Raw genomic sequence first — 22,576 nt, 5'->3', positions numbered from 1 at the left:
GGCTGGTATTTAAATAAAAAAGAAGTTGACACAACCAATTCAAGAAATCATACCAAGAGAATTAGCAAATGATGGAGTGCGTGCACTGCTTTATGAATTTTCAAAAGGTATAGAAGAGACAGTAAACTTTGGGTCTCATATTCTCAAATGGGATTTAGATACTGCAAAAGGTGGAGATGAGCAAATTCCAATCATATTATCGCTTCGGCACTTTCTAGAACTAATAGATTCAATATCTATTCTCGTCAAGAGTTTTTCTGTTGATCCATGTAAGTTGATATTAAGAGGTGCACTTGAAACTTATTTTGGGATTGAGTACATGCTAGAGCAAAACACTAATGACCGCTGCATGGCTTTTATGGTTTGGCATACGCATAAGAATTTAAAATCTTACAAAAGTCTTGATTCAAGAAATGAGCAAGTAAAACAATTACAACAAAAATTGAATAGTGATAAAGCAATCAATGGATTCAAGATTCCTGAAAATCTAAAGCTTAATTATGCGATTCAAAATTTAGAATCACTGTTAAAAAAACCATCCTATCTTAACGCTAACAAAGAATACGAGCGCTTGAAGAGTAAAGGTGAGAAGAACCCTGCTTGGTATAGGCTTTTTGATGGACCAAAAAATATACAAGAACTTGCAGAGCGTTTAAATTTATCAGGGCTCTATGAGATTTTATATCGATACTGGTCAGGTCCTACTCATGGGACAGATATACTTCAAGGTAAACTAGTAGGTGCTATTGATAATCGAGCGGAGATTATTCAGTTAAGATATCCTAAAGATGCTCAAGCTGTGACAAGTTATGCCATGACTTTATCCTTAAAATTATTTATCCTTTTCGTAGATAAGAGGCACTCACATAAGAAACAAGATTACACAAATTGGTACCATACAGTTAAAGATCTTTATCAAAGGGTAGCAAGTAAAGAACAGATGCTAAAGATCAATCTTGACTAAAAATAACATCAGCCAATAAAGCTCAGGTTTTTAAATCGGCTACGCCTCGTTCATAGCCTGCACTAAACGTTACATACCATTCACACCTAACCCCTTCCTGATCATGATGAAAACAATATTCCCGCTGCTGGCACTTTGTCTTGTGTTTCTTTCAGGATGCGCCGTCACCTCTACCTCTACTGCTAAAGTGCAGGAGCCTGCAAAGCCTTATGTGGGCATCATGACGCTGGTAACCGACATCGGCACAGATTTTAATCAACTGGATTCTGCAACATATGAGCAGCATATCAGAGGCAAATTCAACAACCTGGAGAACCTGAAATACAGAAAGCACCTAGAGAAAACGCTGACCCGAAACCTGGAACAGCAACAGCAGGCGCAAACGCGTATTGTCAAGTCTTCTGACGTGTTTAAGCTGAACGCCAATGTGAGCTATAGCGAGTTTCTGGAAAAAATCAGGGCTACGGGCGTAGACGGCATTCTGCTGGTAAACCTGCGCAACTACTGGTACACCAACGATTACACCACCGTGCACTTCGACCATGTAAGCACCACCACCACAGACACAGAGCCGAGCGCTGTTTTTTATACTTACCTGCTGGATTCGCAGACGCTGCACCCGGTATGGTTCGCAGACTCTATGGTGCAGGGCATATCAGCCGGATACGATACTTTGCACAACCACCTAGCACGCTCCCTTTCCCGGAAGCTACGCAAGGATAAATACATAATAGCCAACTATTAGCAGTCTCTGTGAAGTATAAAAGCCGGCACAAAGTATAGATTTATACATTGGGCTGGCTTTTATACTTCCGTATTTTAGGCTACCAGTTCTACGCTGCCTTTATGCCGCCGTGGTTGCAGTCCAGATACTTTATGTTGCAGGCGTGGTGCACTTGGTGTACCAAAAGCGTATTAAACACCTGCCCAAACACCAGGATTTATCGCCGATGAGGCAAAGCACTTACACCCAGCAGGCCCAGCCCAAATTTTCTTATCTCAGAAACTCTCCACGCAGCGGCTCAAACAGGCACAACTACCGGCATGTGAAGTTACGTTTAAAGAATTGACATCAAGCACAACTCCTATGGCTGCCAATACCAACCCCTTCCAAGACGCTGCCTTGACCACAATCTTGGTCATTTCAGACATGGAGAAGTCAAAAGACTTTTACCTGAACAAACTGGGGGCAGAATTATACAGGCAGTATGGCGGCGACTCCATCGTTCTTAAATTTTTGGATAACTGGATTTTGCTCGTCACAGCCGGAGGCCCCACAGAAGACAAACCCGATATAAGCTTTGTGCCACCCCCTGATCCAAATTCAGTCAGCCACTCCTTTACTATCCGAGTGCAAGACTGCCAGCATTCGTATGAGCTGCTTAGGAGCCGAAAAGTAAATTTCATTACACCTCCAAAACAACGCAACTCAGAAGTCCGCTGTTTTTTCCGCGACCCCGATGGACATTTATTTGAGATCAGCGAGACGAAGTAGGAATTTGGCTTAAAGCTTCCTCGCTTACAAGCTAGTTTATACCTGCTCGCCAATAAAAAAGCCGGCACATGTCCGGCTTCCATTTATTTTGCTTCTTCTGTCCCTTCTGGGCATTGCTGCTCCATCAGGTCTTTTATGTTTTCAAGGCACCTGGCCGGTATAAAGGCATAGACTTCCTTCCCGCCGGCGTAGTATTTGAAACTGGCAAACTCGGAGCGGCTTTGGGGGTATATCCATTTGTCATCCTCACAGCCATAGACAAATAGTGGAAGTTCCTCATACACGTAGTCTACAAACGAAACCACCTCTTCGCCTTTTACGAACAGCAGGCGCCGCGAACCGCTCTGCACGCCGGAGCCCTCCCACCTGAAGCCAATGGCGTCGCTGATAGCCTTTTGGTCTTCGTTAGGCTGAAAATAATACATCTTATCCCAGTCAAAGTCTGTCACCGCAGCCATATCAATGGTCTTATACCCTTCGGCGTTGGTTTCGCCTTCGGTTACGGCTTGCATCAGTTTTTCATTCAGGTCGCTGTTGCTGTCGGAGCAGCCGGCAAAAAGGGCAAGGGCCAGCAGGGGCCATAAAAATCGTTTCATTAAACTATACGTGTGTATGCTTTCAAATAATCAATCAGGGCTATACCCGCACGCCATTATTGTGAGGCGAGTGGCGCCCAAATACCTTGGCAATCCAGCGGGGCAGGAAAACAGAACCCAGCACTAGGTATGGATAGTAGGTAATGAGGCGGTAAAGCACCACTACAATGCTGGCGAATCCCCCCAGAAATAACCCGAAGAAGCTCGGGAAGGCCATCTCCACGATACCAGCGCCGCCCGGCGTAATGGCAATCAGCATCACGATCCAGAAAATGAGGTTGCGGGAAATGATGAGCATGTGCTCGCCAAAGCTCACATCCACAAACGCCGCAATAAGGCAGTTGAGCAGGAAATAGCGGGCGCTCCATACAAATATGGTGGAGATGATGGCTCGCGCCCAATAGTTGAATCCCTTCCCTTTGAGTTGCTCCGAGGCCCACATGATCTCGTTGCCATGCTGAAACGCGTTGACGCGCCACTTTCGTAGAAACTTAATCGAGGTTACTTTCAGCAGCAGCCACTTAAAGGCGCGCGGCTTCACAAACAGCGCATAGATCATCACGAAGGTATAAACGGCGATCAGGCTATAGCTGACGTAGAACGCCGACTGCAGCTTGGCCACATCAGACGGTTCGAGGTTGAAGGTGGGGAACACCTGCCCCTGCGTCAGCAGCAGGGCGATAGGGGCCGCCACAATAAAGAACATGTTGTCGAGCACCGCCGTTAGCATCACATAGGCCAGCGACTTGCCCAACGGGATACCCTCCTTGTTGAGGATGATGGTGGCGATGGTAGTGCCGCCCACCACAGAGGGCGTGATAGCCGAGGCAAACTCCCACAGCATGATCACGTCTACGCTGTTGCGCCAGGTCAGGAACTTGTCGGTGAGCGAGCGGATGCGGTACATATAGCCGGCATCTCGGATGACCAGTACGACCAGTGCTGCCAACAGCCACCATACGTTGGCCTGGGCCAATCCCTTCAACTCGCTTACTTTATCATCCCGGACAAAAAGCCATACCGTGGCCGCCAACCCCAACAGCACAGGGATCAGTATCTTGATCGGGCTAAAGCTTTTAAGTATCGTCTTCTTATTTTGATCCATGTGGGTGTCGTAGGACTTTCTGCCGCTCATGGCAGTGCTACCGTAGGCGCATTGAGCATTTAACTATTATCGGGCAAAACAGTTTGTCTTACCCGGAATTTTGTGTGCAGCACCTTTCCTATTCCTCTGCCAGCAGCAACTGTGTTACCTGCGTTGCCTGCCCTTCGGCCGCTGTAATGAAGAAATCGTTAAAGCCTTCGCCCACCTCTACCCCGATAAGGTTGAGTTGCAGCATATCCAAAATAGCCAGGAAGTTGAAGATCATTCCGATCTTATCCGGAAACTCCTCCATTAATTGCGAGAAAGCCAGTCTATCGCGCACTGCTATCATTTGCATGATCAGGTCGCGCTGCTCCTCGATGGTGTACGGATACGTGATGACGGTATGTTTCGGTCGGGTCTGCTCTTCGTCGTAGCGCACCATCACCTTTTCGAACACGCGCATCAGCTTATAAAGGCTCAGGTCCTGCAACTCATACTCGAAGTGGTTGGCGTTGGCAATCTGCTGCAGCTCCTCGTGTATGTTGCCGCGGTTCTCCTGGGCTAGGCGCTGCGCTTCCATCTCCATCAGCTCCGGCACCGCACTTTTATATTTTTTGTACTCCAGCAGGTGCTGCACCAGTTCCTCACGCGGGTCAATCTCGTTGCCCTCTTCGTCTTTTTCCACGCGGGGCAGCAGCATCTTGGCCTTAATGCGCATGAGGGTGGCCGCTACCAGTATAAAGTCGGAAGCTACCTCTATGTTCAGCCGTTCCAGCCGTTGCAGGTAGCCCAGAAACTCGTTTGTGATCTGAAAGATCGGAATGTCGTGTATGTCCAGTTCATCGCGCTCGATAAAGAAGAGCAACAAGTCAAAAGGCCCTTCAAACAGCGGTAATTTAATTTCGAAACTCACCTTGTCTTATTCTAAAGTTCTGACGCCGGGTGCAGCGCATTTCACAAAATTAAGGATTTTCGGCAGATGCCTGCTATACCCCTTCCTGCTATAACCAAATGCCTTGCAGGCATGGTTCAGCACTAAAGAAGCAAATTGGCCCTCTGGCCTTTGCCAAAGCACTAACACGTTAACGGTAAATGAATTATTGCATGACCTCTTTTCAAAAGGCATTAAAAATATAGAAAACCCTATATACAATCATCTATTTGTTGGCTGTGTCCGTACGTAAAGGAATCGGGTGGGTGTGTTGCAGTGGGTTGGCAGCTTGTGTTGTTTAATTTATTAACTTTGCCCGTTGACCGAAAGCGTATACCAGCAATGGGACTAAACTTTCACTAATTTATTTTGTTAGAGGTCTATAACGATGATTCTATGATTATAAAACCCGGAGAGCTACTGGCCTCTATCAACACTCCTGCCGACCTTCGCAACCTGAAGGAGGCCCAACTGTTGCAAGTTTGCCAGGAACTGAGGCAATATATCATTGATGTTGTTTCGATTCACGGAGGTCACTTTGGGGCCAGCTTGGGGGTGGTGGAGCTAACCACCGCGCTGCACTATGTCTTTAACACCCCCTACGACCAGCTGGTATGGGATGTGGGCCACCAGGCTTACGGCCACAAGATCCTGACCGGCCGCCGCGACATCTTCCATACCAACCGCAAGTACGGCGGTATCTCCGGATTCCCGAAAAGAAAAGAAAGCGAATACGATACCTTTGGCGTGGGCCACTCCAGCACCTCCATTTCGGCGGCACTGGGTATGGCGGTCGCCTCTAAGTACAAGGGCGAGGAAAAGCGCCAGCACATTGCCGTGATCGGTGATGGCGCCATGACGGGGGGGATGGCCTTTGAGGCCCTGAACCACGGCGGCGTGGCCAATGCCAACCTGCTGGTGGTGCTCAACGACAACTGCATGAGCATCGACCCGAACGTGGGCGCCCTGAAAGAATATTTGACAGACATCACGACCTCCCGCACTTACAACAAGATGCGCGACGAGGTATGGAAGATACTGGGCAAGATCAGCAAGTTCGGCCCGGATGCCCGCACCATCGTCTCTAAGATAGAAAGCGGTGTGAAGGCGGCTATCCTGAAGCAGAGCAACCTGTTTGAGGGTCTCAACTTCCGCTACTTCGGCCCGATTGACGGCCACGACGTGGACCACCTGGTGTCGGTGATGGAAGACCTGAAACACATCCCGGGTCCGAAAATCCTGCATTGCCTCACCACCAAAGGAAAAGGCTTTGCCCTTGCCGAGAAAGACCAGACCAAGTGGCACGCACCCGGCCTGTTCGATAAGATTACGGGTGAGATCTACAAAAAGCATTACGACCAGCCACAGCCGCCAAAGTACCAGGACGTGTTTGGCCATACCATCGTGGAGATAGCTGAGCAGAACCCGAAAGTGATGGGGGTTACGCCTGCCATGCCTTCCGGTTGTTCGCTTAACATCATGATGAAGGCCATGCCGGACCGCGCCTTTGACGTGGGCATTGCCGAGCAGCATGCGGTTACCTTCTCTGCTGGTCTCGCCACGCAGGGTATGATTCCGTTCTGCAACATCTACAGCACCTTTATGCAGCGCGGTTACGACCAGGTGGTGCATGATGTGTGCCTCCAGAACCTGCCAGTGGTATTTTGCCTCGACAGAGCCGGCTTTGCCGGTGCCGACGGCCCGACGCACCACGGCGCGTACGACATCGCCTACATGCGCTGTATCCCGAACATGGTGGTATCTGCCCCGATGAACGAGCAGGAGCTGCGCAACCTCATGTTTACCGCCACTCAGGACGGCGCTGGCCCCTTCACAATCCGTTACCCGCGTGGCGAAGGTGTGATGCCGAACTGGCGCACGCCGCTGGAGACAATTGAGATTGGCAAGGGCCGCACGGTACAGGAAGGCGAAGAAATAGCGATTTTAACTTTCGGCCATATCGGTAACTACGCCGTGGACGTCTGCAAGAAGCTAAACTACGACGGCATTACCCCCGGCCACTACGACATGCGTTTTGCCAAACCTCTCGATGAGGAACTGTTGCACCACATTTTCAGCAAGTACGATAAAGTGATTACCGTGGAAGACGGTTGCCTGCAGGGCGGCTTCGGAAGCGCGGTGCTGGAGTTTATGGTGGACAACGGCTATACCGCTCAGGTAAAGCGCCTCGGTATACCAGATGCCATTTTCGAGCATGGTTCGCAATTGGAATTACACAAAGAAGCAGGCTTTGCCCCATCCGACATCGAGCGCACCGTGCGTGAAATGATCGGTGTTCCAGTCAAAGCCTAGTCTCTACTCATACTATCATTCAAAAGCCTCACAGCGTTTTATACCTTGTGGGGCTTTTTTATTTTCATACAGGTTCGAAAATCCAACCACCCCTGCCCCTCCTTGACTAAGGAGGGCAGTTATACCTACTTTTTCCTCTGTCTTCATGATAGCGTCATTTTTTATACTGTAAGGATTTTAGTTAAGAGAAGTATAGCAGCTACTATCAATCTTCGCAGTATCCACGGCAGTAGCAGACTCCCCTCCTTAAACAAGGAGGGGGCAGGGGGTGGTTGGACCTGGTACTAGAAAAAACCCTTTAAATCCGGGTGCTGCTTTAGATTTTAAAAGAAAACCGGCATATTGAGTCTAATACCAAACGCGCAACATTAAATGCCCAAGACATATATAGACGCCGGCTCCGGAGATATACTGGTCTTCCTCCATGGTTTCTGCGAAAGCAAGCAGGTGTGGGAGGCTTTCATGAAGCCCCTGCAGCAGCGCTTCCGGACCATTGCCCTGGATTTGCCGGGCCACGGCGACAACACGCTCCACACCACAGATCTCAGCATGGAAAGCATGGCCGAAGATGTGATGCGCCAATTGGCGGCCTTGAACGTGAAGAAGTTCATCCTGATCGGGCACTCGATGGGAGGCTATGTGAGTTTGGCATTGGCCGGGAAATATGGCAACGCGTTAAACGGGCTTTGCCTCTTCCACTCCTCTGCCCTGCCCGACACGGATGAGAAAAAGGAGAACCGCAACAAGAGCATCAGTTACATAGAGCGCCATGGCGTTGTTAATTTCATCAACCCGTTTGTAGAACCGCTCTTCTACCAGACAAACCGAGCCCGGCTAAAAGCTGAGATTGACATGATGAAGGAGATTGGCCGCTTAACCCCAAAAGCAACCGCCGTGGAGGCCCTGGCCGCCATGCGCGACCGCCCGGACCGGACCGATGTGCTGAAGCAGGCTAAATACCCGGTCCTGTTCATCTTCGGGAAAGAGGACGGTGCTGTGCCTTTGGACAAAGCGCTGCAGCAGTGCCACCTGCCCCCGAACAGCCTAGTGAACTTCCTGGGCCATACCGGCCACATGGGCATGTTTGAGCGCACCTACGAAACCCGGAAAGCGCTTGAAAAATTTTCTGAAACAATCTATGGCTAACGTTCCTGCTGCCGCTCCAAACGTTGCTGTAACGGCTACTCTCCCGCTAAAGCACATCCTGCCTGTAATCGTATTCGCGCAGTTCGCCGGCACCTCGCTGTGGTTTGCCGGAAACGCCGTGCTGCCCGAGTTAAAAGGACTGCTCCAGTTGCAGGAAGGGGCCTTAAGCTTGCTCACCTCTGCCGTACAACTGGGTTTTATACTGGGCACGCTCTGCTTTGCCTTCCTCTCGCTGGCAGACCGGGTATCCCCACGGCTTCTGTTCCTGTTGTGCGCCCTACTGGGGGCTGCGGCAAACGCACTGATCCTGTTTAGCGCAACCAGCCTAACGGGTGTGCTGCTGCTGCGGGGCATCACGGGGTTTTTACTGGCCGGCATATACCCTGTCGGGATGAAGCTGGCGGCAAGCTGGTACAGCGGAAAGCTGGGCAAAGCCATTGGCTACCTGGTTGGCGCATTGGTACTGGGCACGGCCTTTCCGCATCTGCTGCGCAGCAGCATGGCGAGCGCATTGCCTTGGCAAGGCATTATGCTGGGCACCAGCACGCTCGCGGCAATCGGAGGCATGTTGATGTACGCTGTGGTACCAGACGGACCCTACTTAACAAAGGGGGCCACATTCAAAGTTGGCAATATCGTGGCTGTATTCCGGGTACGGGAGCTGCGAGCAGCGGCCTTCGGTTACTTTGGGCATATGTGGGAGTTGTATACGCTGTGGGCCTTTGTGCCCTTGCTGTTGGCTTATACCTACCCGGAGTGGCCGCAGCGGCAAATTTCCTTTTATAGCTTCTGGATAATTGCAGGTGGCGCGTTCGGTTGTGTGGCCGGGGGGTATCTCTCGGCACGTTGGGGAAGCGCCAGAGTGGCGTTTGTGCAGTTATTGCTCTCGGGGTTGTGCTGCATCCTGTCTTTTTGGATGCTTGAGGCACCGAACCTCATGTTCGTCCCGTTTCTGTTGTTCTGGGGCGTGGTAGTGGCCGGTGATTCCCCTCAGTTTTCTGCCCTAACTGCCAAAACAGCACCTCCACAGTTGGTTGGCACGGCTCTAACCCTGGTAACCTCTGTCGGCTTCGCCATTACCATCGGTAGCATCCAACTGACAGCATACCTGCTTACGTTTATACCCCCGCATCACGTATTCTTGTGGCTGGCCGTGGGCCCTCTTTTCGGTTTGATGGGCATGCGTGCACTCCTCCAAAAAAAATAAGGCTGCCTGCGCTAACGCAGGCAGCCTTTAAAAATCGAAACTTCCATATGCCTTACTTCAGAAAGACCTAAAAAGTTATCACTTTTTCTCAAGTTCCATTGTGGCGCCGTCCGGCGTCTTCAGGGTCATCTTATCGTCGGTAAGTTTCTCTACCTCGAAGTTCTCCGTTACATCAGCCCCTTCAAACTGCAGGGACAAGCGCTTGGCAGCTTTATCAAACTGCCAGGTGCCGGTTTGCAGCGTACCGCCGCCGCCCATGGCAAAACGCCCATCAGCATAAAACTGCATGGTTTCCTTTTTCTCCGCCGATGACAGCTTCTCTTTATCGCCAGCCGCATTCAGTTCTTTGTTGGCTACCCAGGTCTTGCTGCTTGGGCCCGAAAGCAGGCTCTCAGAAGCTTCCTCGTCTTTGCCGCCACAGCTTACCATAACGAATATAAGCAGCACGCTCAGGAACGCGTGCAATGTATGTTTCATGTCTAGTGTCTTGTTCAGTGTTTCCATTTTTGTATTGCTTGTGTTAGCGATTAATTTATACCACTACCCTCAGCTAGTGCGTAGCTAGAGTACGACCTTTTATACCTGGCCGTTGCCATAGCCACAAAACAACTAACCCTATCTGTTAGCGTAACTTACCTAGAGCGGAAACCATACTTAAACCAAAACCCGCTGATCGTTTAATTTTGACTTAAAGAGTATAGTATATGGGACTGATGGATTTTTTTAAAAAGGGGAAAGAGGAGCTAGCCAAACCGGCCAGCGCACCGAAAACCACACGCCCTGCTACAATGCCAGGCAATACCGGGGGCGGGGTCTTTAACAGGGATGAGGTAAACAAGGCCCCTGCAGCCATGCCTGAACAAGATGTGTATACCGTAAAGAGCGGCGACTCGCTTTCCAAGATCGCGCAGCAGCATTATGGCAACGCCAGCGACTGGAAGCGTATCTATGAAGCAAACAAAGCCGTAATCGGCAGTAACCCAAACATGATTCACCCGGGGCAGCGTTTCGTAATTCCAAGAGACTAGACACTTTCACACAAACAACATCGGCCAGCATATTATGCTAGCCGATGTTGTTTCATGCCGTACTCGCTATAGTTGTTGCATTTGATCTTCTCCTATTGCCATGGCCAATATACGTTGTATATCTGAGGTCTCGACCCCATCAAAAACTTAAAAGCCAAATGAGAAGATGCAGCGACGGGAACGTTGTCAACAAGGGCTGGTTTCCACGGCGGCATCAGCTTCGCTGCCCTTATGACTTCATCATCAAATATAACACCGCCTGATTTAACGACGCGAATTTCTCCTAGTGAACCGTCCTCCTTTACAGGAACAGAGAGTATCACAATACCTTGCATGCCGAAATATTGTGCCGGGATAGGATAATGAACATACTTGCTTAAGAAGGCTTTCATAGCTTGCTCCCCGCCTGGAAACTCCGGCACTGCATTATAAATATGCTGCTTAGCAAGTATCAAAGTGTCTGCGCCTGTCGCGGAAGGCACTACTACCCGGTAAGCCCATATCTGGTGCGCTGCCGTCTTCTTTTCTTGAGTTTGCTGCACATTCAGTTTCAGCATATACGCCAGCACCGGATAGCCGGGTCTGAACGCAGTAGTATCTACATTCCAGCTCTCTACCATCGCCAGGTATGAGAAATCGGGCTGCAGCATGCCGAATGAGCCATTCAATAAAAAGGTAGTTGTTTTTCCACCTAGCTTAGCTGTCTGGCCATTAATTAACTTTCCCTCATGGTATTGCTGTTGCATCACAGGCGTTGCTGCCTGCCCATTTTGCGAAAGCATGTAGAGCCATGTTCCGTGGCGTGCACCATTCAGGTAAGCTCCCCTTAATTGCAGCCGGCCATTGCTGCTGTCCGGTAGTATAACTTCAAAGTTGCCCGTGCCATTGAACACAGCCTGTTGCCCGTTTTCGTTCCAGAAGCTCTGCACCTTCACCTGCTCTCCTTCGTACATTATCTCCTGCTCTTGCTGCCCGTTTTCGCGCCAGAACTTCCAGGTGCCGGTTGGGCTACCATTGAGATACTTTGCCTGGCATTGCAGTCGGCCGCTCGGATAGTAAAACAGCCAATCGCCCTGCTTTTGCCCTTTGCTGTAGTTGCCTCTGGCCAACACTTTTCCGGAGCTGTAGTAGTCTGCCACCGCTTTATCAAAGGGCATTTTAAACAGCTTTCCCGCACGTATGAGAGAATCGGGTATGGTGGCCAGGCGGGTATAGGCAGCGTTTTCTCTTTTTGTTACCTCCCAATTCTGGGTATAGTAAACAGCCACCTGCTGCTGGGCCTGTGCGGTAGCCAGGGCTATAAAGAGCACCAGCGGCAACAGTAAAGTTTGTTTCATGATCGAGTTAGTACAGTTCTTTCTTGCTCAAATATAAGGCATATCAAATATAATATACAGAAAAAACAAAGCCGCACAACCAGTATGGCTGTGCGGCTTTTAATCAATAAGTAATTTTTGGTGCTTAGAAGCGCTCGTCCGCTGCAAAGAAGAAATCACCTTCAATTTGCGCGTTCTCATCAGAGTCAGAACCGTGAACGGCATTTGACTCGATAGACTTCGCGTACTTCTTACGGATTGTGCCTTCTGCGGCCTGCTCTGGGTTAGTGGCTCCAATAAGTGTGCGGAAATCCTCTACTGCGTTGTCCTTCTCCAGGATCATCGCCACGATAGGGCCTTTAGACATATACTTTACCAGGTCGCCGTAGAAAGGACGCTCCTTGTGTACTTCGTAGAATTTGCCGGCACGCTCCTCTGTCAGGGCTGTCTTCTTCATTGCCACGATACGGAAACCGCCTTCTTCAATCATTTGGGTGATACCGCCGATGTGGTTATCTGCCACCGCATCCGGCTTGATCATTGTGAACGTAATGTTATTCGCCATGTCTTTAACTGCTATATAGGTTATACTTCTAATTTCGGACTGCAAAATTACGGCATTTCAGCTAAAAACAGCATACTTTTTCGTTTACTTTCACCTGGCCTACCTCCTCCGCCCATACTGCCAAATCAGCCCTGTTTGGGCCTAAAACGCTATTTAATTGCTTTAGAAGTATTTTATGCTCAAATTTGCGCCTTATATCCTTATTAATCAGAGGATTTAAAACGATAGTATGCACAATATCAATGCGCTGCAGAAACTTTTGCAGGAGCCTAAAGAGGTGTTCATCACCACACATCATAAACCAGACGCCGATGCGCTGGGTTCTTCGTTGGGGCTGGCAGGATATCTTAAAAAGAAAGGCCACCGTGTGACGGTGATCACACCTTCTGATTACCCTGATTTCCTGAACTGGATGGAAGGCAACGACGACGTGATCGTGTATTCTCAGAAGAACGACGCGTTGGTGCAGCGGCTTATCTCCGAGGCACAGGTTATCTTCTGCCTCGATTTCAACACCCTGTCCCGCATCAACGAGATGGGTGAGTACATCCGGCAGGCATCGGGCACGAAAGTGCTGATTGACCACCACCTGGAGCCGGAGGACTTCGCTGACCTGAGTTTTTCCAACACCAGCGCCGCAGCCACCGCCGAGATCGTGTATGACCTGATTAAGGCGATGGGCGATGCGGAACTAATTGACACCGGAATTGGCGAGTGCCTGTATGCCGGCATCATGACTGACACCGGCTCTTTCCGGCACCCGAGCACAACGCAAAACGTGCACCTGATCATTGCCGACTTGCTGCAGATTGGCGTGCGCACCTCCGATATCCACCGCCTTATTTATGACAGCTCCTCGGAACTGCGTCTGCGCTTTTTGGGTTATGCCCTGAAAGATAAACTGGTGGTGCTGCCCGAGTACAGAACAGCCTATATTTCCATTACCGCGGAGGAACTGAAGACCTATAACTCTAAAACCGGAGACACAGAGGGCCTGGTGAATTACGCGCTGTCTATAGAAGGCATCGTTTTTGCGGCCCTCATCATCGACCGCGTACAGGCAGTGAAAATGTCGTTCCGGTCGGTAGGTGATTTTTCGGCCAACGAGTTTGCCCGCGCTCACTTTAACGGCGGAGGCCACAAGAACGCAGCCGGTGGCATTTCGATGGACACACTGGAGGCCACCGTTAAGAAATTCGAAGACTTGCTGCCACAGTATAAAGCGCAGTTGCAGCAGTCCACAACCAATTAAAATTTATCTCAACTTATATCAATGCTATCTAAAACTAAATTTTTGCTGCCAGTGCTAGCTGGTGCACTGTTGTTGCAGGGTTGCAACAAAAACGCCGACGAGTTTCATACAACAGCCGACGGCCTGACTTACAAGATTTTTGAGCAGAAGGAAGACGGAACCTACGAAAGCAGGGGCGAAGTTTCTCCAGAGGATTCTACCGGTGCCAAGATCGGGCAGGTAGTTACCCTGCAGATGTCTTACCAGAACTCGGAGGACTCTGTGTTGTTCGATTCTCGCAAGCAAAGCCAGCCGGTAATGATCCCGGTGATGGAGCCTACCTTTAAGGGTAGCCTGGAGTCAGCACTGATGATGCTTGCTGCCGGCGACAGCGGGGTATTCAAGGTAAATGCTGATTCACTTTTCGCGAAGACGTTCAACCAGCCAATGCCTCCTTTCATCAAGGCGGGCTCGCAACTGACATTCTTCATCAAAGCTGAGAAAATCCAGTCGAAAGAAGAGGCCATGGCCGACCAGCAGAAGATGTTTGAGCAGCAGATGAAAGAGGCTCAGACCCGCGCTGCCGAGCAGATCAAAGTAGACGACACGAAGTTACAGGAATACATCAAGGCCAATAACCTGCAGAATGTGCAGAAAACAGAGTCGGGTGTATACTATGTCGTGAACAAGCCCGGCAAAGGCCCGCAGGCTAGCCCCGGCGACCAGGTTTCGGTACACTACAAGCTTTCTTTCCTGGATGGAAAAGAGCTGGAGAACTCCCGCAACAACCCAATGGCCAACGGCGAGCCGTTTAAGTTCACGCTTGGCCAGGGCCAGGTGATCAAGGGCTGGGACGATGCGATTCAGCAACTGAAAGAAGGCAGCTCGGCCACCCTGCTGGTTCCTTCTACCTTGGCTTACGGCGAGCAGGACCGCGGTCCGGACATGCCGGCAAACTCTATCCTGCGCTTCGATGTGGAGCTGCTGGATGTAGAGAAACAGTAATTACCGCTTACCACAACGGCATATGAAGCATTTCACGTTTATGATCCAAAAGAGAAGCCGCCTGCTACAGGCGCTTCTTTTCTTTGTAGTGCTCGGAGCCCTGGCTTCCTGCCAAAAAGACTACGAGCCTTTTGACCCTGTGGCACAGCAGGAAAAAGACGACAAACGCATACAGGAATATCTGCTGAAGAACAATGTGGATATGAATGCCGTTACCAAAACGAATTCAGGTTTATACTACCTCCCGCTGCAAACTGGCAATGGCAATAAAGTAGAGTCTGGTGACAAGGTAGAAGTAAAGTACAAGGGGTGGCTGCTAAACGGAACGGAGTTCGACTCTAACTACGATAGCACGAAGCCTTTTATCTTTATGGTAGGTGCCCGGCAGGTAATTGCCGGCTGGGACGAAGGCCTGAAGCTGATGGAGGAAACCGGGAAAGGCCGTTTGTACATCCCTTCTCGCCTGGGTTACGGTCAGCGTGACGCAGGCACAATTCCACCGAACTCTGTGCTCGTGTTTGATGTGGAAGTAGTGGATATCAAATAAGCCAGTTCTTGCTAAAACAGGAAAGGCCAGAGCAGTACGCTCTGGCCTTTCCTGTTTTATACCCTATCGTACTTATTCCGCCAGCACCTCTGAGAGGATAGCCAACGATTTAATCTCGCCGAGGCGGTCTACGTGCAGCTGGTAATAGCGAATCAGCACATCCAACAATTCACGGCGCACCCGCCCATTGGGTATGAGCGCCAAGGCTGTCTCTCCCAATAGCTGATCAAAGTACTGTTCATGGGCCTGCATGGCCAGCACAGTGGGGGCCGCCGTAGCCGACTGCGCATTCCCTGAAAAGGCCACCTGCTCCACAATCTCAGCACCAGAGCCCGGACCAAAACCCAGGTGATAGCTCAGTTGCAGCAGGAACACCAGGTGGAAATTCTCGAAATTGCTTTCCTGCTCATCGAAAAAGACGATCGCATCCCACAGAAAATGAAATAGCGGCGGGTTTTCCTCCTCCTCCTTCACGGTGCGCGACACTACCTCCGACAAAAACAACATCATACTGCTCTTCCGGATATCAAAGGGGATGGAGTAAAGCGGGTGCGCGCTCCTGAACTCAGAGATGCGGGTGAGCCCGCCTTTTGCAGAAGGGTATACCACCATGTCGAGGAGCGTGAAAGGCTGAAAAAGCGCCACCCGCGAGCCGGGCCCTTTCTTGCGCACCCCGTTTACCACATACGACTGCATGCCCAAAGCCTCGGTGTATACCCGCGCAATAACAGACGTTTCGCGGTACTTGATGTGGTTGAGAACAATCCCTCGTGTTTTGACTAACATATACAGGGCTTTTACAATAAGGGCGGCAATGTGCTATAGCGTTAAATAACTGAATTGCCAGGAGGTTTGAAAGCTAAATGGTTTGATTTTTTGTCCTGAAACCGCTCCTTGCACCTATCAAACGATCAAAAGAGCTGCCTACTCCAATACGGCAATTTTGCTGATGCAGGTTTGCTTCCCGGTCACGTCTGCGCTCATCACCAGGTATACGCCAGCCTTTACACGCTTGCCGTTGTAGTCGCGGGCATTCCAGGAGAGGGTGCCTCCGGTGGCCTGGGTTTTATACACCAAGGTGCCGGAAATATCCGTGATGCGCACCTGTGCATTATTAGGCAATCCGGATACGCCTACTAAACCTGTGTAATCGCGGCGCACTGGGTTGGGGAACACGGTAGCGCAGTCGGGTTTGCCTTCTGTAACGGTGGCTCCGGCACGGTATGAGGCCAGGCCCGCCTCCGTGGCCACAAACACTTCGCCGGTTTGATGCTCTACTGCCACCGAAAGCACTTTATCAGAAGGCAGCGGACTGGTTTGGGCAGTGAAATGCTTCAGGAGTTTGTCGCCATCGGGCGAAAAAAGCCAGAGGCCGTTATCGGTTCCTATCCATTTCCGGTTTGCCCCGTCCACGGCAATTGCCCGCACGATCTGCCCATGCAGCAAGGGGCGACCATCAATAATGGGCAGGTGCGCCTCGTAAGGCTGTGACTCAAACACAAAGGCCGGGTTGTAGTATACCCCGATGCCGCTTCCGGTACCCACCCATATATCGCCGTTACGGTCTTTGGCCATACTGTATACAGTACCATCAGGCAGATTGCCGTTGCCCTCGCCTACCGTGAGCGGCTTCACCCGGTTTTTCACGTCATCATACACCACAAGGCCGCTCCGGGTATTTCTGCGACCCGATATGGAGAGCCACTTATAGGCATTATCATCCAGCACAAGCAGGTTCAGATTACTGCCGTCGGTTACACCCGGCAGCATGAACGAGCTCCAGGTATTATCCGGCGCCAGCCGATGCAGGCCCGGTGCATTGGGGTGCTGGTTGCGGTTGACCACCCATACATTACCGGTAGCATCTACAGCCACATCCGTCACGCGCACGTACTCGTGGTCGGCCGGTGTAAGGGAGCTCAGGAGCGTACCGTTGCTGTTGTTGTACAGCTTTGCCTTGCCCAGGCCCCCCCATTCCAGCAGGCCATTCCCGTAACTCCCGAAGTATGTTCTATCTGTCACGGAGTTGTAGGCGGCAGCCACCAGGTCGCGAGCAGGTATGTATGCCGCAGGGTTGGGGTATAAAAACTGGTTGAAGTTTTCCCACCGCCCGTTTTCATGTATAAAAAAGCCGTCGCGGGTACCGGCATCCAGGTAGCTGGCGTTGTAGCCGCCACTGAGCACGTAGACTTTCCCGCCATAGGTATAAAGCCGGAAACTCTTGCCAGAATAAGGTCCGCTTGGTGAGAAAGCCGTGGCCTCAGTGCCGTCCACATCCAACCGCACCAATCCGTTCTTTTTGTCTGCCACCCATACCTTGCCTGCTGCCCCTACCACAGCCTGCTGCGGCTGAGCCAGCAGTTGGTGCGCCAGCGTGCGCAGTTGGCCGTTGCGGTCGAGCAGCAGGACGTGTTGGCTGGTAGCGATGGCCAGGTAGCTTTCTGAGGGCGTTAAGTGGAGAATGCGGGCACCAATAGCCGTTGGCTTCCAGGTGTTGTTGCGAAGCACAAAAAGCCCTTGCGAAGCAGTGCCCAGGTATAGTCTCTGGTTGAAAGCGGCGATCCCGCTGAGCGAATCAGGAGCAGGAAGCCCGTTGTGTAGCGCCGACCAGTTGTGAAAGTCCTGCAGATTGGCCCCGTTCCGCCGTGCTGCCAACACGCCCATGTTGGTGGTTAAGTAAATACTGTCGCGCAAGATAGCTGCGGCTTTTACATTCACCACTTCGCCCTTGGGACCTAAATTGCTGTAGGTGTCTTTTATCTCGAGCTTTTGCAGGTCCAGCACCACTACCCCAAAAGAACTGGAGAGGTAGGCCAGCTTGTCCTGCACATGGATGTGGTGGATCTTCTTTTCGCCGGGGATGGTTTTGCGGAAGATATCGCTGATGTTGTAGAGGGTGTTCCCGCGCAGTAGGTCTACCTGGGTATTGGCATAGGCTATGACCAGTGTGCCTGTGGCTGCATCGTATCCAATGGTACTAACCTGCTGCTCCCGCAGGCCATCCACTTTCGAGATGGCTTGGGTCGCGTTAAATTCCTTATCGTAATAGAAAAGGCCGTTTTCTGCCGCCACGTATACTTTGTTGCCAGTATCGGCCACTGCTTTTGCCTGTTGGTACGGCACATGCACCTGCCAGCTACCCAAAGGCAGGCTGCTCTTTTGCCCATACCCCTCCAGGCTAACCAAGAGCATGCCCAGCACCGCCTGCAGGCAGCTACAGGCAAAGCGGACTTGGTTATACCTCTCTCGGGCGGGTGCTATCATGGGCATGTACGGATTTTTTGTGGCATGTAAGGCAGCATTTCCGTTTGATGCCGCCATACATGCTAACGCTTAGTTCTTTAGTTTCATGCCTTTAACGAAGCAATGGCGGCAACGGGCTTCGTAAGAATCCGTTTCGCCAAGCAGCACCTGTTGCTCGGATACGGCACTTCGGTACGAGTACGTAGCAATATCCCCGCACTGCACACATACGGCATGCACCTTGGTCACATACTCGGCCACGGCCATCAGGGCAGGCATAGGGCCGAACGGTTTGCCCAGGTAATCCATATCCAGCCCAGCCGCAATGACGCGCACGCCACTGTTGGCCAGTTTTACGCATACCTCCGCCAAGCCATCGTCAAAAAACTGGGCTTCGTCCACACCCACCACATCGCAGCTGCCACCCAAAAGCAGCATGTCCTGGGCAAAATCAATGGGGGTAGAGCGGATAGAGTTGGCGTTGTGCGACACCACGTCTTCTTCGTGGTAGCGCTTGTCTATAGTAGGTTTGAAAATCTCAATCTTCTGCTTCGCGATCTTCGCCCGGTTCAGTCTGCGGATTAGCTCCTCCGTCTTGCCCGAAAACATTGATCCGCAGATCACCTCAATCCATCCTCTTCTGGTAGCGTGGTTGTCGTTGCCTACGCGCGGTTCAATAAACATTTGCTGGTGATGTGGTAATAGTATATAGTTGAATTGCTGTATGCTAAAATGCTGCCATGCTACCTCCCGTGCGCACGGCTTGTTATCCGGTGTTTCCTAGCCATGGTTCGGACAGGCCATAGCCCATTGCCATCAATCCAAGGGAGTAATTGATTGATACTGTCATTTCGACCAGCGGGAGAAAACTGTGTTATTGCTCCGTATGGTGAAATTCAGATTTCTCCCGCTGGTCGAAATGACAATTTTGTGCTAAGTTGACGTTATGGAGTCGCGGCCAATCGCCTGCCACTTCTCACGTGTCCTATTATCTGGCTTTCCTTAGCTGCTGTAGCGCAGATGGGGCAACTTGGTTTGCTCCGGCACTTTCCCGGTGGCATCACCGCTTGCCAATGTACACTGGCAGGCCAGTCTTTCGTTCTCCTGCAGGCGGCCACGGTTGCGGTAGCGCATTTCGGCCTCCGTTAGGGGCCCGAAGTGCGCCAGCCCCTCCACCACGATGATACGGCAGGTGGTGCAGCGGCCTTTGCCGCCGCAGGCGTGCATCCAGTCCTGGCCTTCGGCTTGCAGCGCCTGCAGCAGGGTTTGCCCCGGTGTTATTTTTACTGTGAGCCCCGCCAGGTTTTGCACGGTTAACTTCGGCATAATTTTATAACTTTACAGAAGAAAGCATACCCCATGGAAGACAAATATAATCAATTACACATAGAGCGTTACAGCAAACAGCTGGCAAATCTGCTTTGCGACCGCCACTTTGCATCGCACGACACCCTGAACGGCCCTCAGCTGCTTAACTTTACCCCTATCCGGCAGGTAAACCTTTTCGTAATAAAAGAACTGCTGCTGCGCTGGCACCAGGAAATGGCCAACCTCCGCAGCCCATACTTCGACTATGAGCATGAGGAGGTAAAAGAGGCGTTGCTGAACTTTATGAACGTGCTCTCGCGCAAGATCCTGATGAAGCGCAATGCGTTTGAGCCGCTCCTGCAGAAGGCCATCCACGACACGTTTCTGGTAGTGCTGGCCCCGGTCACCACATTTGAGGAGAAGTTCCTCCGCATCCAGGAAGAGATCACCTTGCCGAAGCTGCAGGAGAACCTCAAATACATTGATCTGGACAAAGCCCTGTTTGCCGGGTTTATCGACACGCTGTCTTCTAACAGCCGCGACCGGGAATATATCCTGAGCCGTTTCAGGCTGTATGTAAACGCCAACCAAGAAAAACGTATGCCGCTGCGGGAGTTGCTTCCGCAGTTTAACAGCATCCTGCCTATCTCAGAGCAGGAGGTGAGTGGCGCAGAGCCGGTTGTGGAGGCCATGCCTTTACCGAAGCCCACGCCAGCCGCCCCTATCCGCGAGCGCGAGGTGGTGTCGCCGATACACACCGCGCAGCGCGAGGCCTCAGCGCCCACCGCCCGCTACCGCACCCAGGATGACGACGTGGAGGACGAGGCACCGAAAAATGCGCGCCCAACCCTCAACGACAATTTCCGGAAAGCGCCGTCCGCCTCGCTGGCCGACTCGCACAGCAATCAGCGGATCGAGTCGCTGAAGAACTCTATCTCAATCAACCAGCGCTTCAGCTTTATCAACGAGCTTTTTAACGGCGACAACATGACCTACTACCATACCATCAAAACCCTGGATGAGTATACTAACCCGGAGATGGCACAACAGTACGTAACCCAAGAGTTAGCCGCTAAGCACGACTGGAGCAGAAAACAGGAGCACGTGCAGAAGCTCCTGCGCCTGATCGAGAGAAAATTCTCCTGAATCGGCCTTAAAAATTAAGGTGGCGGCGCCCTTGCATTTAGTTGCAGGGGCGCTGTTGCTTAGGGGTATTCAGGAAATATACTTAGCTGCAAGCACGCATAAAAAGTGCAATTACTTAAAAAGCGGTAACATGCTAAAAAGAGCCGCGTAGGCTGTTGCAAATGCGGTTCTCAAATACTAATTATGCACCCGCAGTATGGTCCGCTCCTGCATCGGAACCTAAAGCGAAGAGCGGCTGTTACCCGAAAATCAAATAAAAACCAACGCAAACAGAACCGGTACCTGTATTTTATTAGCTTTTAAACAACCTGATTTAGCCATGAAAGACGATTTTGACTACGACGACGACTTAGACTTCAGCAACTTTGATGAGGACGAAGAGGATGACTTCGATATGACCTTTGAGGAAGACCTGTACCTGATGATTAGGGAGAAGCTGCGCGACACCGTACAAGAGTTCAGGAGCGAATACCCGGCAGCCATCAAAAAGCTGGAGAATGCCATCAATTCTTTCAAGATCACGGTAAAAAACACGGATGACACCAAGTTTTACCCGCTTGTGGCCAAAATGCTGAGTGAGCACATCAAGCCGTTGGCGCAGGAGTATGACGTGGTGCAGGAAATTTACGACAACATGCAAACGGACATCCACCGCTTTAAAAACCAGCGGGCGCATGGGTTTGAAGGAGACTTATACCTGAGCAAATAACCAAAGCTGGTTTATACCCATTAGCCCGAGGGTCCGTTCTGCGCCGACAGGACGGACCCTCTTTTTTGCCTTTTAACTATAAGTTTAAACACCAAAATAGGTTATTTGGTCTACGGTACTTATTTTTAAGCTGCGGACAAGGCAATTCGCAACCACAAATTTCGTTTTGTGGTAAAATACTTGCAACCCATTGGCCTTTATTGGCATCTACTGCATAGGCGCACAGCACACACTAAAAGGCGTGTTGCGTTGCTTTTGCACTATAATACAAACTTAATACTCCGTTACTATGGCTCTTCATAAGCTATTCGAAGGGGAACAATGCCTGATCCAGACAGTAGACAAGCGTATAATGCTGACTACCCACCGGCTCATGAAGTTCAGTTTTTCTTGGGTGCTACCCAAAAAGAGCGATGCTGTGCTGCTGGAAGACATTGTAACCTGGGAAGTGAAACAAACCGGCCAGAACCTGTACCTGGGGCTGAGCATCGCGTTCGCCTCGGCCATTTACTTCAATAATTCCTTTGCGCTGCTGAGCGGCTTTTTCCTGATTCTCTACATCGTAACGCGCCACCGCAAAATCCATATCCGGACGCACGACAGCATTATGGTGCTGCCCTTGGAGGAGCTGGAGGACAACAGCATGAAAGTACTGCTAGACTCCGTGCGCATGGCACAGCATAACCGAATGGAACAGCTAAAGGATACAAGGCCGCTGCCGGTATAAGAACAAATCTAA

24 protein-coding genes are annotated in these 22,576 nt (G+C 51.0%); 13 read left to right on the top strand and 11 right to left on the bottom strand.

All coding sequences use genetic code 11. From position 1 onward, the window contains the following. Positions 1 to 25: 25 nt before the first annotated feature. From ACXYMU_RS01115 to ACXYMU_RS01105, 3 genes are all read left to right on the top strand, one after another. Positions 26 to 964: a DUF5677 domain-containing protein gene (locus ACXYMU_RS01115; RefSeq protein WP_458984498.1), complete on the top strand. Its 939-nt coding sequence runs from the start codon at positions 26 to 28 to the stop codon at positions 962 to 964. Positions 965 to 1,067: 103 nt separating this feature from the next. Next, a complete protein-coding gene (locus ACXYMU_RS01110; RefSeq protein WP_458984497.1) occupies positions 1,068 to 1,709 on the top strand; it encodes a hypothetical protein in 642 nt (213 codons plus the stop codon). 342 nt (positions 1,710 to 2,051) lie between these two features. Continuing rightward, entirely contained in the window at positions 2,052 to 2,459 is a 408-nt protein-coding gene (locus ACXYMU_RS01105; protein WP_458984496.1) for a VOC family protein, read from the top strand. Between the two features lie 83 nt (positions 2,460 to 2,542). Here the strand turns inward: ACXYMU_RS01105 and ACXYMU_RS01100 are convergent, their stop codons facing one another. From ACXYMU_RS01100 to ACXYMU_RS01090, 3 genes are all read right to left on the bottom strand, one after another. Further along, the gene (locus ACXYMU_RS01100; protein ID WP_458984495.1) at positions 2,543 to 3,055 is read right to left on the bottom strand and encodes a hypothetical protein; all 513 of its coding nucleotides are present in this window, start codon (positions 3,053 to 3,055) and stop codon (positions 2,543 to 2,545) included. A gap of 40 nt (positions 3,056 to 3,095) precedes the next feature. Continuing rightward, on the bottom strand, positions 3,096 to 4,160 hold the full coding sequence (locus tag ACXYMU_RS01095) for a lysylphosphatidylglycerol synthase transmembrane domain-containing protein (RefSeq protein WP_458984494.1): 1,065 nt from the start codon (positions 4,158 to 4,160) through the stop codon (positions 3,096 to 3,098). A gap of 118 nt (positions 4,161 to 4,278) precedes the next feature. After that, entirely contained in the window at positions 4,279 to 5,055 is a 777-nt protein-coding gene (locus tag ACXYMU_RS01090; protein ID WP_458984493.1) for a segregation and condensation protein A, read from the bottom strand. A gap of 414 nt (positions 5,056 to 5,469) precedes the next feature. On the opposite strand from ACXYMU_RS01090, the gene dxs reads away from it, so the two are divergent. Then, complete coding sequence (gene dxs / locus ACXYMU_RS01085; protein WP_458984492.1) at positions 5,470 to 7,386, top strand: 1-deoxy-D-xylulose-5-phosphate synthase; 1,917 nt, start codon at positions 5,470 to 5,472, stop codon at positions 7,384 to 7,386. A 15-nt stretch (positions 7,387 to 7,401) separates the two neighbouring features. On the opposite strand, the gene ACXYMU_RS01080 is transcribed toward dxs, so the two are convergent. Further along, a complete protein-coding gene (locus ACXYMU_RS01080) occupies positions 7,402 to 7,533 on the bottom strand; it encodes a hypothetical protein (RefSeq protein WP_458984491.1) in 132 nt (43 codons plus the stop codon). A 225-nt stretch (positions 7,534 to 7,758) separates the two neighbouring features. Between ACXYMU_RS01080 and ACXYMU_RS01075 the strand changes: the two genes are divergently transcribed. Next, positions 7,759 to 8,532: an alpha/beta fold hydrolase gene (locus tag ACXYMU_RS01075; RefSeq protein WP_458984490.1), complete on the top strand. Its 774-nt coding sequence runs from the start codon at positions 7,759 to 7,761 to the stop codon at positions 8,530 to 8,532. Then, the gene (locus tag ACXYMU_RS01070; protein WP_458984489.1) at positions 8,525 to 9,739 is read left to right on the top strand and encodes an MFS transporter; all 1,215 of its coding nucleotides are present in this window, start codon (positions 8,525 to 8,527) and stop codon (positions 9,737 to 9,739) included. The genes ACXYMU_RS01075 and ACXYMU_RS01070 overlap by 8 nt, the downstream gene beginning before the upstream one ends. A 78-nt stretch (positions 9,740 to 9,817) precedes the next feature. Here the strand turns inward: ACXYMU_RS01070 and ACXYMU_RS01065 are convergent, their stop codons facing one another. Continuing rightward, positions 9,818 to 10,216 carry a lipocalin family protein gene (locus ACXYMU_RS01065; RefSeq protein ID WP_458984488.1) on the bottom strand — a complete coding sequence of 133 codons (399 nt, stop codon included), beginning with the start codon at positions 10,214 to 10,216 and terminating at the stop codon, positions 9,818 to 9,820. A 227-nt stretch (positions 10,217 to 10,443) separates the two neighbouring features. Here ACXYMU_RS01065 and ACXYMU_RS01060 point away from each other — a divergent pair, with 227 nt between their 5' ends. After that, positions 10,444 to 10,767, top strand: coding sequence for a LysM peptidoglycan-binding domain-containing protein (locus tag ACXYMU_RS01060; RefSeq protein WP_458984487.1), 324 nt, complete (start codon positions 10,444 to 10,446; stop codon positions 10,765 to 10,767). A 92-nt stretch (positions 10,768 to 10,859) separates the two neighbouring features. Here ACXYMU_RS01060 and ACXYMU_RS01055 read toward each other — a convergent pair whose 3' ends face one another. Continuing rightward, positions 10,860 to 12,104 carry a TonB family protein gene (locus ACXYMU_RS01055; protein WP_458984486.1) on the bottom strand — a complete coding sequence of 415 codons (1,245 nt, stop codon included), beginning with the start codon at positions 12,102 to 12,104 and terminating at the stop codon, positions 10,860 to 10,862. Positions 12,105 to 12,228: 124 nt separating this feature from the next. Further along, a complete protein-coding gene (locus ACXYMU_RS01050) occupies positions 12,229 to 12,648 on the bottom strand; it encodes a nucleoside-diphosphate kinase (RefSeq protein ID WP_458984485.1) in 420 nt (139 codons plus the stop codon). 229 nt (positions 12,649 to 12,877) lie between these two features. Here ACXYMU_RS01050 and ACXYMU_RS01045 point away from each other — a divergent pair, with 229 nt between their 5' ends. The 3 genes from ACXYMU_RS01045 to ACXYMU_RS01035 are packed head-to-tail and all read left to right on the top strand — an operon-like array spanning position 12,878 to position 15,431. Continuing rightward, positions 12,878 to 13,900 carry a DHH family phosphoesterase gene (locus ACXYMU_RS01045; protein WP_458984484.1) on the top strand — a complete coding sequence of 341 codons (1,023 nt, stop codon included), beginning with the start codon at positions 12,878 to 12,880 and terminating at the stop codon, positions 13,898 to 13,900. A 51-nt stretch (positions 13,901 to 13,951) separates the two neighbouring features. Continuing rightward, on the top strand, positions 13,952 to 14,884 hold the full coding sequence (locus ACXYMU_RS01040) for an FKBP-type peptidyl-prolyl cis-trans isomerase (protein WP_458984793.1): 933 nt from the start codon (positions 13,952 to 13,954) through the stop codon (positions 14,882 to 14,884). 22 nt (positions 14,885 to 14,906) lie between these two features. Then, on the top strand, positions 14,907 to 15,431 hold the full coding sequence (locus tag ACXYMU_RS01035; RefSeq protein WP_458984483.1) for an FKBP-type peptidyl-prolyl cis-trans isomerase: 525 nt from the start codon (positions 14,907 to 14,909) through the stop codon (positions 15,429 to 15,431). 72 nt (positions 15,432 to 15,503) lie between these two features. On the opposite strand, the gene recO is transcribed toward ACXYMU_RS01035, so the two are convergent. The 4 genes from recO to ACXYMU_RS01015 all read right to left on the bottom strand — a co-directional run bounded on the left by recO (position 15,504) and on the right by ACXYMU_RS01015 (position 20,000). Beyond that, a complete protein-coding gene (recO, locus tag ACXYMU_RS01030) occupies positions 15,504 to 16,217 on the bottom strand; it encodes a DNA repair protein RecO (protein ID WP_458984482.1) in 714 nt (237 codons plus the stop codon). A gap of 138 nt (positions 16,218 to 16,355) precedes the next feature. Next, positions 16,356 to 18,701, bottom strand: a complete 2,346-nt coding sequence (porZ, locus tag ACXYMU_RS01025; RefSeq protein ID WP_458984481.1) for a type IX secretion system anionic LPS delivery protein PorZ — start codon at positions 18,699 to 18,701, stop codon at positions 16,356 to 16,358. 63 nt (positions 18,702 to 18,764) lie between these two features. After that, a complete protein-coding gene (locus ACXYMU_RS01020; RefSeq protein WP_458984480.1) occupies positions 18,765 to 19,358 on the bottom strand; it encodes a thymidine kinase in 594 nt (197 codons plus the stop codon). A gap of 318 nt (positions 19,359 to 19,676) precedes the next feature. Next, a complete protein-coding gene (locus ACXYMU_RS01015; RefSeq protein ID WP_458984479.1) occupies positions 19,677 to 20,000 on the bottom strand; it encodes a 2Fe-2S iron-sulfur cluster-binding protein in 324 nt (107 codons plus the stop codon). A 33-nt stretch (positions 20,001 to 20,033) separates the two neighbouring features. On the opposite strand from ACXYMU_RS01015, the gene ACXYMU_RS01010 reads away from it, so the two are divergent. From ACXYMU_RS01010 to ACXYMU_RS01000, 3 genes are all read left to right on the top strand, one after another. After that, positions 20,034 to 21,128 carry a hypothetical protein gene (locus tag ACXYMU_RS01010; RefSeq protein ID WP_458984478.1) on the top strand — a complete coding sequence of 365 codons (1,095 nt, stop codon included), beginning with the start codon at positions 20,034 to 20,036 and terminating at the stop codon, positions 21,126 to 21,128. Positions 21,129 to 21,447: 319 nt separating this feature from the next. Beyond that, positions 21,448 to 21,837, top strand: coding sequence for a hypothetical protein (locus tag ACXYMU_RS01005; RefSeq protein ID WP_458984477.1), 390 nt, complete (start codon positions 21,448 to 21,450; stop codon positions 21,835 to 21,837). Positions 21,838 to 22,126: 289 nt separating this feature from the next. After that, a complete protein-coding gene (locus ACXYMU_RS01000) occupies positions 22,127 to 22,564 on the top strand; it encodes a hypothetical protein (protein ID WP_458984476.1) in 438 nt (145 codons plus the stop codon). The last annotated feature ends 12 nt before the right edge of the window (positions 22,565 to 22,576 follow it).

The organism is Pontibacter sp. CAU 1760 (assembly GCF_054482735.1).
The sequence above is the reverse complement of the archived record's forward strand: the minus strand, read 5'-3'. Positions and strand labels throughout refer to the sequence as shown.